8 protein-coding genes are annotated in these 14,411 nt (G+C 46.4%); 6 read left to right on the top strand and 2 right to left on the bottom strand.

Going from position 1 to position 14,411, the window contains the following annotated elements; translation table 11 throughout:
* Positions 1-68 precede the first annotated feature (68 nt).
* From U0033_RS01195 to U0033_RS01220, 6 genes are all read left to right on the top strand, one after another.
* Positions 69-1,181 (top strand): efflux RND transporter periplasmic adaptor subunit, encoded by a 1,113-nt coding sequence (locus U0033_RS01195; protein ID WP_245801715.1) that lies wholly within the window; start codon positions 69-71, stop codon positions 1,179-1,181.
* Between the two features lie 53 nt (positions 1,182-1,234).
* Positions 1,235-4,333 (top strand): efflux RND transporter permease subunit, encoded by a 3,099-nt coding sequence (locus U0033_RS01200; RefSeq protein WP_072357388.1) that lies wholly within the window; start codon positions 1,235-1,237, stop codon positions 4,331-4,333.
* Positions 4,326-5,723 carry a TolC family protein gene (locus U0033_RS01205; protein ID WP_072357389.1) on the top strand — a complete coding sequence of 466 codons (1,398 nt, stop codon included), beginning with the start codon at positions 4,326-4,328 and terminating at the stop codon, positions 5,721-5,723. The genes U0033_RS01200 and U0033_RS01205 overlap by 8 nt, the downstream gene beginning before the upstream one ends.
* Before the next feature lie 60 nt (positions 5,724-5,783).
* The gene (locus U0033_RS01210; RefSeq protein ID WP_072357390.1) at positions 5,784-6,884 is read left to right on the top strand and encodes a sensor histidine kinase; all 1,101 of its coding nucleotides are present in this window, start codon (positions 5,784-5,786) and stop codon (positions 6,882-6,884) included.
* Positions 6,885-6,886: 2 nt separating this feature from the next.
* Positions 6,887-7,645, top strand: a complete 759-nt coding sequence (locus U0033_RS01215; protein WP_072357391.1) for a LytR/AlgR family response regulator transcription factor — start codon at positions 6,887-6,889, stop codon at positions 7,643-7,645.
* Positions 7,646-8,008: 363 nt separating this feature from the next.
* The gene (locus tag U0033_RS01220; protein ID WP_072357392.1) at positions 8,009-10,108 is read left to right on the top strand and encodes a glycoside hydrolase family 97 protein; all 2,100 of its coding nucleotides are present in this window, start codon (positions 8,009-8,011) and stop codon (positions 10,106-10,108) included.
* A gap of 128 nt (positions 10,109-10,236) precedes the next feature.
* On the opposite strand, the gene U0033_RS01225 is transcribed toward U0033_RS01220, so the two are convergent.
* Both U0033_RS01225 and U0033_RS01230 read right to left on the bottom strand, forming a co-directional pair.
* A complete protein-coding gene (locus tag U0033_RS01225) occupies positions 10,237-11,868 on the bottom strand; it encodes a sodium:solute symporter family protein (protein WP_072357393.1) in 1,632 nt (543 codons plus the stop codon).
* Positions 11,869-11,884: 16 nt separating this feature from the next.
* Entirely contained in the window at positions 11,885-14,404 is a 2,520-nt protein-coding gene (locus U0033_RS01230; RefSeq protein WP_072357394.1) for a glycoside hydrolase family protein, read from the bottom strand.
* Positions 14,405-14,411 lie beyond the last annotated feature (7 nt).

Below are 14,411 nucleotides of genomic sequence, written 5' to 3' on the forward strand. Positions count from 1 at the left end.
TGTAAAAATATACCACTTTTTCAGTTACATCTTTGTTCCGGGCAATGTAAAAACTGCCCGGAACAAAGATGATGACTAACAGTAAAATGCAGGTAATATTGGCGTCATTCCTGGTCTGTCATGTTGCAGGCGGATGCCAGTCCGGCAAGGCAAATGGTGAGAAATACGAACCCGCACCGACCCCGGCACTGCCTGTGCTGCGCATAGACACCACCACTGCCCGTACTATCAGAGACTATGCCGCGCAGCTGGAAGGTAAGGAAAATGTAGATGTACGTTCACAGGTAGACGGTTACCTGGATAAGGTATTGGTAGAAGAAGGGAGCTATGTTAGAGCAGGACAGCCCCTTTTTAAGATTAATGACCGTACTTACCAGGCGCAGTTGGAAAAAGATGTCGCTTCCCTGCGGGCTGCACAATCAGCAGAAGCAAATGCAGTACTGGAAGTTGAAAAGATCAGACCCCTCTCAGATAATAAAGTCGTTTCAGACATACAGCTCAAAACAGCATTAACCTCATTACAGGCTGCCAAAGCAAATGTAGAACAGGCAAAAGCCGCTGTGGCAGCAAGCCGGGTGAATCTGGGATTTACACTTATCAAAGCCCCGGTGAGTGGTTATATCGGCCGTATCCCCAGGAGGACCGGTAACCTTATCAGCAGTTCCGATGCGACTGCTTTAACCACACTTTCAGATATCAGTAAGATCTATGCATATTTCTCCATGAGTGAAAATGATTTTATTGCTTTTAGTAAGCAATTGAAAAATCTGCCTTCTGTAGATCTTATCCTCTCTAACGGAGACACCTATGCGCACCAGGGGAAAATAGAAATGATCGATGGGCAGTTTAATAAAAGTACTGCTGCGATCAGTATCCGCGCTACCTTCCCTAATCCTGAAGGCTTATTGAGATCCGGTAATACCGGCAGGGTAAGGGTGAACCAGCTCGTTCCTCATATTATGCTGGTTCCACAAGCGGCTACCATGGAAATGCAGGATAAGCGATTCGTGTATAAACTGGATTCGGGTAATGTGGCGAAGCGACAGGAGATCCTGACTACCGGTAGCACAGGTAAATATTTCATTGTAACAGATGGCTTGCATCGTGGAGACCATATTCTAAGCACCGGCGTTGAGACGATTAGGGAAGGTACCACCATTCAGCCGGTCATTAAGAAATAAAATTGGCGCTTTTCAAATCAGCTACAAAGCGACTATTCTCAAAGTAATAATCTATGCATAAAATAATTCAGCGGCCGGTACTGGCAACCGTACTTTCCGTGATCCTTGTCATATTAGGTGTGGTGGGCCTGAGCCGGCTGCCCATCACGCAATTCCCGGACATTGCACCTCCAAGTGTGGTGGTGTCTGCAAGTTTTCCGGGTGGTAATGCTGCCACTGTTATGCGCGCAGTGGTAACACCTATCGAAGAGGCGGTGAATGGGGTGGAGAATATGACGTATATAGAATCGAATGCCAGCAATGATGGTAGTGCCAGCATCTCCATTTATTTCAAACTGGGTACTGATCCTGATCAGGCAGCAGTGAATGTACAGAACCGCGTGGCCCAGGTGACCAGCTACCTGCCCACAGAAGTTGTGCAGGCAGGGATTTCCACGGTCAAGCAGCAGCAGGGGCTCATTATGATCTTCAACGTATACAGTGAAGATGCAAAGCAATATGATGAGAAGTTCCTGCAAAACTATGCAAAGATCAACCTGGTACCGGAGTTGAAACGCATACCCGGTGTAGGCCAGGTACAGATTTTTGGTGCCAAGGATTATTCTATGCGCGTATGGCTGGATCCTGAAAAACTGACGGCACACAATATTACAGCTGCGGAAGTGATCAGTGCTATCCAGGATCAGAACCTGGAAGCCGCGCCGGGTAAGTTTGGCGAAGGTAGCCATGAACCCTTGTCTTATGTCATCAACTATGGCGGGAAATTTAATCAGCCGGAGCAGTTTCAGCACATGGTTATCAAAGCTGCGGCAGATGGTTCTGTGCTTTACCTGGAAGATGTAGCCCGTGTAGAACTGGGTGCTGCCGGTTATAATACAGATACGAAGATGGATGGCCATGAAGCTGTGACCCTTGCCATTACCCAGAATAGCGGCTCCAATGCCAACGAGATCCAGATAGCGGCGCAGAAGTTAATGACGAAGGCCTCTGCTGGTTTTCCGAAGGGTGTAAAATACGGTGTGATCTATAGTACCAAGAACCAGCTGGATGTTTCTATCGGGCAGGTAAAACATACCCTGATAGAAGCGTTTATACTGGTATTCATTATTGTATTACTGTTTTTACAGGATTTCCGTTCTACTCTTATTCCTGCCATTGCAGTGCCGGTATCACTGATAGGTACATTCTTCTTTTTGCAGCTGCTGGGATTTTCCATCAATATGCTCACCTTGTTTGCATTGGTGCTGGCTATCGGGATTGTTGTGGATGATGCGATCGTGGTGGTAGAGGCGGTGCATGGGAAGATGGAGCGATTTCACCAGCCGGCACCTGCGGCAACGGTATCGGCATTGAGTGAGATCTCAGGTGCGATCGTATCTATCACCCTGGTAATGGCCGCTGTATTTTTGCCTGTAGGATTTATGGAAGGGCCGACAGGGGTATTTTACCGGCAGTTTGCCTTTACGCTGGCGATTGCGATTTTGATCTCTGCTTTCAATGCATTGACATTAAGTCCGGCGCTGTGTGCTTTGTTTTTGAAAAATAATCATAGTAGTGGTAAGAACAGGTTTTACCAGGCATTCAATGCGGGTTTTGCTGCGCTTACCAGTAAGTATGCCCGGAGTGTCAAATTCCTGATCCGGTATAAATGGATTGGCCTGGGTGCATTGGCCTTGATTACCGCATCATCTGTCTGGTTGATGAATACCACTTCCAAAGGATTTATACCTAATGAGGATGATGGTCTTGTCGCGTTTTCACTTTCTCTGCCGGCGGGAGCAGGCCTGGATCGTACGACGGAGGTATTGCGGAAAGCAGATAGTTTGTTTAAGCACAATGACGCAGTTGAATCTGCCACGAGTGTGTCAGGATTTGACTTGTTGAGTAACAGTGCCAGCCCTGCTTATGCACTGGGTTTTGTCAAACTGAAGCCGATGGCAGAAAGGGGCGCGGTATCCAGCAGGGATGACATTGTCAATGAGATGAACGCCCGGCTGTCAACAATTAAGGAAGGTACCTTCAATGTTTTTACAATGCCTACAGTACCGGGTTTCGGTACTTTCAATGGTCTTGAGCTGATGTTGCAGGACCGTACCGGCGGATCTGTAGAAAAATTCAGTGCCACTACGAACCGCTTTATTGAACAGATGATGGAACTACCTGAAATAGAAATGGCTTTCACCATGTTCAGGGCTGACTTCCCTCAATATATGATAGAGGTGGATGCGGTAAAAGCCAAACAGCTGGGAGTGAGTATCAGTAGCCTGATGAGCAATATTCAAACCAGTTATGGCAGTAGCCAGGCCTCAGATTTTAACCTCTTTGGGAAATACTACAGGGTAATGGTACAGGCAGCACCAGAAAGCCGCACAACGCCAGCAAGCCTGGAAGGCATGTTTGTAAAGAACGAACAGGGCAGCATGGTACCCGTGAACAGCATCATTAAATTAAAAAAAGTATATGGTCCGGAGGTATTGAAAAGATATAACCTGTACAATGCCATCTCCGTGAATGCGGCGCCGAAAGCGGGTTATAGTACAGGGGATGCGATTGCTGCTGTAGAAAAACTGGCAGCAGAAAAACTTCCAGGTGGTTATAGTTATGAATGGACGGGATTGAGTAAGGAGGAAAAGACGTCCGGTAGTCAGATGCTTATGATTTTTATACTGGCATTACTGTTCGTGTATTTCCTGCTGGCAGCGCAGTATGAAAGTTATATTCTGCCATTAGCGGTATTGTTGTCTATACCTACAGGTTTACTGGGCGTATTCTTTTCAATCAGGATAATGGGGATCGATAATAATATTTATGTGCAGGTAGGCCTGGTGATGTTGATTGGATTGCTGGCGAAGAATGCTATCCTGATAGTGGAGTTTGCAGTACAGCGCAGGAAGGCTGGTAAGGCCCTGGCAGCGGCCGCGATTGAAGCAGCTAAGCTGCGCCTGCGACCGATCATCATGACATCGCTGGCATTTATAGTGGGCTTGTTGCCTTTGATGACGGTGAAAGGGCCGTCCGCACAGGGGAACCATTCCATCAGTATCAGTACTGCCGGCGGCATGTTGACGGGCGTAGTGCTGGGTGTTTTCATCATACCTGTTTTGTTCATCGTATTTCAATATTTGCAGGAGAAAGTTTCAGCCCATGAGTAAGTATTTATATGTTACGGGCCTGGCGCTCATGGCCATGGCCTGCAGGGTGGGGAAGGATTATTCCAGACCTGGAATGGATCTGCCTTCTACCTATAAAGGGTTTTCGTTAGATACGAATAATATCGCGGTTATACCGGTACAAGCTTTCATTAAGGACCATACATTGCAGCAACTGGTAGATAGCGCGCTGCACAGGAACTTCGATATCCGGGTGGCTTTGCAGAACATCGCATCCGCTTCGCATTCACTGAAGGCCGCGCGCATGGGAAATTTACCGGACGTGAATATGTCCGTGACGGCAACGCGTACCTGGAATTCCAAAAACAGTCTGAATGGATCACTGGCAGACCAGCTTACCAAAACCAGCTATTTAGACGATTATAACGCCGGTTTATCCCTGAGTTGGGAACTTATGAGCTGGGGAAAGATCAGTCGTCTTAAAGAGGCTGCTTTGGCTGATTATCTGCAAACGACAGAAGCTTCGAGAGCTGTACAAACGAGGGTGATCAGCGAGGTCGCCCAGGGTTACTACAATCTCCTGATGCTGGATACGCAGCAGGAGGTGGCGCAGCGGAATATTGAACTGACGGATAGTACCCTGCAGATGATGCAGTTGCAGTTTAATTCTGGTATCATCACCAATCTTGCATTGGAGCAGACGGCGGCACAGTTACATGCTGCACAGGCCCTGGTACCGCAGATCATGCAGCAGATCACTATACAGGAGAATGCCCTGAAATTACTGACGGGAGAGATGCCTGGAGGAGTATTGCGTACTAAGCTGCAACGCCTGGAAGCAGATACTTTGCCGGTGGCGGGTATTCCTGCCCAGTTATTACAACACAGACCTGATGTACATGCGGCAGAGCTGGCGCTGAAAGCAGCGAATGCAAGAGCAGGGGTAGCACAGTCGGCGCTATACCCGGCCCTGACAATTACGGCTTCTTTTGGTGCCAATTCATTCAAACCTGATACCTGGTTTGACCTGCCCGGAAGTTTGTATAAAACGATCGGTGCAGGGATCACACAGCCCATCTTTCAGCGGGGAAAATTAAAGGCTGAGTGGGAGATAGCAAAGGTTGCTGTGGAAACAAATACAATAGAATTTCAGCGGTCGGTAGTCACAGCGGTGCAGGAGGTAAGCAATGCACTGGCGAAGGTGGAGCAACTGAAAGCGCAGTATGCTTATACAAGTCAGCGGGTAGCACGCCTGCAGGAGGCAAAGCAGAGTGCATATTTGTTGTTCCGGAATGGGATGGCAAATTATCTGGAGGTGATCACGGCACAGAGCAATGCATTGCAGAGTGAGCTGGATCTGGCAGCGGTGAAACGGGATCAGCTGAATGCGACGGTGGAGTTGTACAAGGCCCTCGGAGGCGGGTGGAAGTAGAGACCCGATAGACAGCATAGCCCATGACCCCGGGTGGTAATAAATACTTAATTTCGATGAATGGAAATGGAAAGGGATAAATTATTTTACAAATATTATAGGTTCATAGTCGTACCACTGGGCTTCCTGCTCTACCTGGCACTCTCATATTTCATGAATCCCTTTGGGAAATATTGGGAGTATTTGAACCATAGTTCCTTTATGACGCATGTAGAAGAAGCTGGTTTTGGCCTGCTCACATCTTTTTTTATTACCGAAGTGAGCCTGGCTTGTGCCCGCTGGCTGGACAGGTGGTTGCCATGGGAAAAGCAACCTTTGGTGCGCGTGCTGACCCAGACAGTGTTGCTGATCATTGGGGTGTTCATGATCCTGAAAGCAGAAGACCTGTTTTATTCCACTTTCTTTCCCTGTGAAGAAGGGGTAGCTCCTGTCATCGATAAACTTGATGAGTGGCAATTTCCACTGGTCTGCGTGATCGTTGCTTTTGTAATCAGTGCCGTGCATACCGGTAATTATTTTCTGAAGCTCTGGAAGTCTTCCATGATGGAAGCCGCCGAATTACAGCTAAAAGCTGCGAGGCTGAACGAGATAGCCATGCAGGCGCAATTGCAGTCGCTGAAGTTACAGCTGGATCCTCATTTCCTTTTTAACAACTTCAGTACTTTATCTGCACTGATCGAAGACGAACCTAAACTTGCTGCATCATTCCTGGAGAAGCTTGCCAAAGTTTACAGGTATATGATTACAAACCTGAATAGTGATGTAATCAGCTTGTCAGAAGAACTGAAATTTATAGAGGCTTATCGTTTTTTGATTAAGATACGGCATGGCGAGAATGTAGACATTCATGTGAAGATCAGCGCTGCGAATCAAAACAGGGAGATTCCGCCTATTACCTTGCAATTGCTGATAGAGAACGCGATCAAACATAATATCGCGTCTCCTTCGCAGCCTTTGTATATCCTGATTACTGACGAGGAGAATGAGCTGGTAGTGCGGAATAATATACAGTTAATTGCAAATGAACTGCCTTCAACAAAAATGGGTCTTGAAAATATCAAAAAAAGGTATGAACTACTTTTTGGGCAATCTGTTACAGTAAATGATAAAGATGGTCAGTTTGAAGTAAGATTACCATTAGTAGATTTAAAAAGTATATAACGATGCAGGTAGTGATTATTGAAGATGAGCGGCCTAACTCTACACGATTAAAAAAGATGCTGGCAGAACTGGATACTGAACTGGAAGTACTGGCTACACTGGAGACAATTGCCGATAGTGTGGCCTGGTTCAGGCAACATCCCCATCCTGATGTTGTATTGATGGATGTAAGGATCGCAGATGGCTTGAGCTTCGATATATTTCCACAGGTACAGTTACAGTGCCCGGTGGTGTTTATCACAGCTTACGATGAGTATGCGGTAAGGGCTTTTAAAGTCAATAGCTTGGATTATTTACTAAAGCCTGTGGAGAAGGAGGACCTGGGTGTTGCGCTTGAAAAGGTGCGGTCAAAGAAGATGTTGCAGGATACGGGCGAGTTGGTCAAACAGTTGCTGGGTGTTCTGCAGCGAAGGCAGAATACGTATCGTACGCGTTTTGTGATTCCTGTCAGAGATGAGTTGAAAACGGTGCTCAGTGCTAATATTGATTTCATTTATTATTCAATTACGGGAACGCACCTGGTATTGAAAGACAGGGAGCAATTGCAGGTGAATATGAGTATGGATGAGCTGGAAGAGCAACTGGACCCGGATGTTTTTTTCAGGGTGAACAGGCAGCATATTGTGCATATAGATAGTATCCAGGTGATCAAACAATATGCGGTGAGTAAACTGCGGGTGGTGTTGAAGCAGGATACGGAAAGGGAAATTATTATCAGTAAGGAAAAGGCGCCATTGTTCAGGCAATGGCTGGATAGATGATTGATGTGGCAGGTGGGGTTGCTTTATATAGGGCAATAATTAAATTAAGAAAGGCCCGGTAAATACCAGGCCTTTCTTATCAGGATATAGTAAATGTGTATTTCGTTTTAAAATTAAGTTCTGCCATATCGGTCCAGTTGTTGTGTAATAGCCGGTAATTTGGCCTATCATCTTATTCCTTCCTGGTCTTTTACCTGTGTGGCTGAATAATGATTGTAAAGTATAAGTATATTGCAGCTGCTGAAATGACTGCCGTCAGATGGGGTGGTGATGCCTGTCATGAGGGGGTAGGGGGCAGTCATAGTTTGAAGCACCACTCATGAATACTTTTAGATTTACACACAAAGGTCAATATTTTAAATTATGCGCAGCTTTTATCTATCATGCTTATGCGTGCTGCTGTCTGTTTTGTCAGTCAGTGCACAGGAGCTGAAATCACCAGATGGGAATTTTATTTTAGATTTCAAACTGAACAATGGAGTACCCGTATACACTTTACAGTATAAGGGCAAAACAGTCGTCAATGAAAGTAAACTGGGTTTTGAACTCAAAGGATTGGGATCACTCAGTAAGGATTTTACAATCAAAGGAACTTCCGCTAAATCAGCCGATGAAACCTGGCAGACGGTGTGGGGGCAGCAAAAAGAGATCAGGGATTACCACAATGAATTGTTCGTACAACTGACGCAGTCAGGCACCGGCAGGACATTGGATATCCGGTTCCGTTTATTTAATGATGGCCTGGGTTTCAGGTATGAGTTCCCGATCCAGCCGGATCTGCGTCACTTCACTATTGTGAATGAAATGACTGAATTCAACCTTGCTAAGGACTACAAAGCATTCTGGTTGCCGGGTGACTATGACACGAATGAATTTGAAACGGTGACTTCCAAAATTTCGGAGATCAGTTCCCTGATCGCGAAAGCCAGGGAGCCAATGGCAGCAAATTCTCCAACACCTAACCTGGCCGTACAAACACCGCTCATGCTGAAATCAGATGATGGCCTGTATGTAAATATCCATGAGGCGGCGCTGGTGAATTATCCTGCAATGTGTCTGAATGTAGATGATCAGCATTTTGTATTAAGTGCGCACCTGACTCCTGATAAACTGGGGAACAGGGGATATATCCAGACCGGTAGCACCAGCCCATGGAGAACTATTGTGGTGAGTGATGATGCCCGCCAGATCCTGGCCTCTACCCTGATCCTGAATCTGAATGAGCCTTGTGCTATTGCAGATCCAAGCTGGATTAAACCAGTGAAATATGTAGGTGTATGGTGGGAATACTTTACCGGTGGCGGATCTACCTGGCAGTATACTGATTACCAGGATATCACGATTGGTAAAACCGATTACAAAACTTTAAAGCCAAATGGTCATCATGGTGCCAATACAGCACATGTAAAAGAAATGATCGACTTTGCTGCAAAGAACGGATTTGATGCCGTGCTGGTAGAAGGCTGGAATGAAGGTTGGGAAGATAATACAGCAAATGTAAAGGAGCATGTCTATAGCTTTACGAAAGCGTATCCTGATTTTGATGTAGCGGAACTGCATAACTATGCATCACAGAAAGGTGTGAAGATCATTATGCACCATGAAACGACATCTGCTGTTACCAGCTATGAGCGTCAGCTGGACGATGCTTTCCAGTTTATGGCAGACAATGGTTACAATTCAGTAAAGACTGGTTATGTAGGTCCAATTCAGCCACATAGCGAATACCATGATGGTCAGTATATGGTGAACCATTACCTGCACGTGGCACAGACAGCAGCGAAGTATAAGATCATGGTAGATTCCCACGAAGCCGTGCGTCCAACCGGATTATGCCGCACCTGGCCTAACTGGCTGGCACAGGAATCTGCGAGAGGTACAGAGTTTGAATCATTTGGCGGTAACAGGCCTGACCATACCTGCGTATTACCATTTACGCGATTGATGGGAGGACCGATGGATTATACCCCAGGGATCTTTGAAGGTAACCTGTCTGTATATGGTAAGAGCACTGCGAAACTGAGCACAACACTTGTAAAACAGCTGGCATTGTATGTTACTATGTACAGCCCTTTGCAGATGGCAGCAGATCTGCCTGAGAATTATAATAAGTTTGCCGATGCTTTCCAGTTTATCAAAGATGTAGCGGTAGACTGGGATCAGTCTTATGTCCTGGAAGCAGAGCCGGGTGATTATATTACGATTGCCAGGAAGGCGAAAGGGAAAGATGAGTGGTATATTGGTGGTATTACCGATGAAAATGCACGTGAGGCGGTGATTAAGTTCGATTTCCTGCCTGCGGGTAAGAAGTATACGGCGACTGTATATGCAGATGATAAAGACATCAGCTGGAAGGTAAATCCACAGAAGTATACGATAAAGAAAATTGTAGTAACGAATAAGACGGTGTTGAAGCAAAAGCTGGCACCGAGTGGTGGGGTGGCGATTAGTGTGAAGGCATAAAGAATGATGCCATAAATATAAGGGGTTGTCTCAAAACGTTGGGGCAGCCCCTTATTATTCGGGTTCCTGATGGAGAAAAAATTTTCATAAGCGATTCTCAGGAACTTCATTTTACTTATGATTCAACCTTAATTCTTAGCCACCCGGAATAATGGTATAGCACATACCGTTATTGCTAATCCCGTATACAGCGCCACCGTTCCACCTGTAGCAACGAATCCCAGGATCGCAATACCAGCGCCTACTACTGCAATCGCTGATGCGATTACTTTCATTCCAAATTGATTCTGCGCTTTTGCATCTTTATTTTCATTTTCAGTATTTGTCACTGTTATTGGTTGTAATAAATGTGGAGCCGCTTCCTTATTGGTAAGGCTGTAATAGATCTCCCAAAGCAATAATACAATTATTGGAATACCTACTCCTAATGCCGTTTCCCACACCCGGTCCATCCTGCCTCCAAACAGTTTCAGACCGAGGCTAATTACCAGTCCACACAGAGATGCACTGATCACTGAAGTAGCAGTTTGCCGTTTTGAATACAATGTCCAGATAATGGGCGCGAACAATGCACCACCGGCAATGGAGGCCGTGGCCAGCACCATTTCCACAATTCCCCCTATCATGGGTACCATCATTGCAATCCCGATGGTGATTGCACCAAATAATACGGTGAAGAACCTTGCCGCCTGTACCAGTGATTGCTCACTTGCATTGCGATTAATTGCTTTCTTGTATACATCATGGGCAAACACGACGGCCATGATATTGATCGTTGTATTCGCCTTACTTGCGCTGGCAGAGATCATACCAGACAATACCAACCCGATCAAACCAGCTGGCAGTACCTGCTGACACAGCATCATATAAGCACCTTCTGGTTGCAGTCCACTCAGGGTAGGATTGATCACCCTGTACAACATAGGTGGCAGCATCCATATAAACGGACTTACAAAATATAATAAGGTGAACAGCCAGGCCACTTTCTTCGAATTACGTTCATTAGATACACTGGTATATCGCTGTACATAGGCCCAGTTGCCGCCTATGTATACCGTTTGATAAGCCAGGAAGGCCAGGAAAAATCCAAATGAATATTCTGCATTGAAGAAATTGAAAAAGCCATCAGGTGCCTTGTTGACAAAGGAGTGGATGCCACCTGCTTCCCTGAGTGCCATTGGAATCACGATCATCACTGCTGCAGTGAGAATTACGAACTGTACCACATCCGTTACCAGCACAGCCCATAAGCCTCCTGCGGAGGTGTACAATACGATGATGCCACCGATAATTAATATACAGGTATTCAGGGAAAGGGGAGTGGCCACGCTCACCATTTTCCCTACAGGGTACAATACAGAAGCGGTCGTAAACAGGCCGTGCAGCATAATCAGGAAGGTATAGAACTTTTGGGTATTCTTTCCCAATCGTTTCCCAATGTATTCAGCAGCTGTTACTGCGCCGGTACGTTTCCATCTGGCAGCAATAAAGAGGGCCACCAGCATGCCCCCGAATACCATAGTCAATTGAATACCATTGGCTACAAAGCCACTTTTATAAGCAATAGAACCCCAGACTACAAATGTACCTGCTGAGAAATAGCTGATGAATAACGAGATACTATTGATCCACCAGGGCGTAGCACCACCGGCTTCAAAGAATGCAGATGAGTTCCTGCTGCCTACCCGGGTAAACATCATCCCAATACCCAATACCAGAAGAGCAAAAACTCCCATGACGATAAAATCCAGTTGCGACATTCGAATATTTTAATTGTTATTGTATCATCAATACTTTTATTCCATAACCGGGCATCACCATATTTAAATCACGGATCTTTTTCCCGGTTTGCATATCTGTGATTTGTGCCGCGGAGGTATTCACCTTAATCTTTGCTGTTACTTTTTCTCCCAGGTCATTCAGCAATACCACAAAGGTCTTTTGCGCATTCTTCCCTATGATATACTCCACATTCGGATTATCACACTCCACCAGTCCTTCCTGTAAAACTAATTTAGCTTCCTCTCCATAGATCTTTCCTGCTGCAAAGCCATAGGATTCATGCGGTCCTACCTTTGGTGTTACGAAGCCTCTTGGAAAGACGATCTGATTCCCTGATCTTAACTGTGCCTCTGACAGCAGGTAATCAGTGATCCATCCCACTTGCCACCAGGCATGATGAGGATAGGGGCCAGCTCCTTTGTTCATCGCATTCCAGTAGTAAGTGGCGACACTTGTAGCTGAATCCACAAAGGCATCTCTGCCGATTGCTGCTGCCCTGGCCATTTCAATAAAAAGACTATCACCGGTCAGCTGAAACATTCTTACAAACATCCCTGCATGACTACACAACATGATCGGGCCTGCACCATTCGCAGAACCAATGATTCCTCCATGCTCAAAACTCAATCCCGCCTGTGAGATCTGCCAGTCTTCGCGTGGCACACCTTTTACTGTTTTTATCTTTGAAGAAGGCAGGGGCTGGGTATAAACAGCAGTCAGGTACATCCTTGCTGTACGAATTGCTGCTTCCTGGTATTTCTTATCCCCGGTCAGGTCATACAGATCTGATAGCGCCTGTGCCGATTGTGCTGTTGCGAAATCCGGTGCATACCGCGCATCTCCGCATACCCCGATAAAGTGGCCCTTGTTGACAGCATTTTCAATAAACCAGTCAGCACCTTTCCGGGCAGCTTTCAGGTATGCCTCCTTGTGAAGGATCCGGTAGGCTACCATCAGGCCATAAAAAGTAGGTCGCAGGTCTTTGAGGTCGGTAAATAAAGGTTGCAGTGTATGCCTGTCATACGCCACCTCCCAGCTGCCGTCCGGTTTCTGCCATTTCAATAAGAGATCGGCTCCCAATGCCAGCCTGTTTTTCAACGTGTCATTCCCAGGCTCAAACAGTATGATGTTCCCGAGATCCAGCATTACATAATAGGTAAGGCTTACCGGCTCTACAAAATCTCCCCATTCTTCTGTAAATACCTGGCTTGCTGAAAGGTAATACTGCCCCGTGGCAGCCCCCTGAAAGAATCCGGGATTAGTCTGCTGCTGTGCCAGTTTGAAATTCAGAGCATAAGGCAGCACACTATCTTTTAAAAACTGATCCCCGCTGGTATTCGCGAGCATCCACATTGCTCCGTAGTCCGCATTTTTGATCGCATCTCCCTTTGATCCGACCACTCCTCCCAAATAAGATTGTCCCCCGATTGTCAGTCCATGAAAATCTTTGATATTCCATAATGAAGTCTTCCTATCCCGCAGGTAATGATGCATCTGTTCAACCCTGCTGGTGAGGGTCTGCTTGTTTTTACGCAGAGAAAGGGCCTTTTTAAACCCGTAAACGTCGTTTACGGCATGAGTGAGCAAATGATGCCATTCGCCTTTTTGAAGGCTGTAACGGTAGCTATAATTGATTTTGTCGCCTTGTTGCTTCAATGAGCCGGGTTCACCCAATACCGGGTAGTACATTGTAGGGGAAAGCGCTGCCCGCCTGTTCAGATGTGAAAGGGCCAGCTGCCATAGCTGGTGGGTATTATGATCGCTTTCCCAGGGGTCGCGTCCGGAACCGGGATCGGGAATCACAGCGAGGGAAATATTTTCCTTCGTGGTAATGATAGGGCAGAAGGAGCTGGCGCAGCGTTCCCTGTATAGCACAGGCATCTCTGGTATACCCTGGCCATAGGCATAACTCAGCACCATATTTTTCCCAAATTCATTCCCCTGGAAATATCCCGGCATTACAGCCCAGGCCAGGTCTTGTTTATCGATGGTTACCGCGCTGGGGCTGCACACAGAATAATAGCCGGGCTTTTTGCATTCCACATGCAGGGCTACCCTGATATCCCCTTCATATTGAGGATCCAGGGTCCAGGTGGCGGTTAGTGTAGCCTGATCCGAGGCCCAGGTAAACACGACTTCCGTTGGTGATACCTGCTTTGCCTGTGAAGGATAAAAATGGATGGCTTGCCCGGCAGTATTCAGTGCCACTGGCGTAGTCGCTTGTTTCCATGCGTTGATCTGGTAATGATAATTTGTATCCGGCCAGGGCAGTCCGTTAGCCCGCTGAAAGTGAATGCCGGATGTATCTGCTGGTTTATCTGCTGAATATAATATGGTATATTCTCCAGAAGGTATTGCTACAGGCTGATTGGCATAACGGAAATCCTTAACTTTCCAGCCCCCGGATGTCTGCTGCCATACAATGCGTAATTGCTTACCGGTCAATGTTACCGTCTGCGCATTTATAGCTACACTATAAAGCAGACATATCATGAAGAGGTTGATCTTTTTCATAAACGCG

The sequence above is a fragment of the Chitinophaga sancti genome, from assembly GCF_034424315.1.
In the GTDB taxonomy this organism is placed as follows: domain Bacteria; phylum Bacteroidota; class Bacteroidia; order Chitinophagales; family Chitinophagaceae; genus Chitinophaga; species Chitinophaga sancti.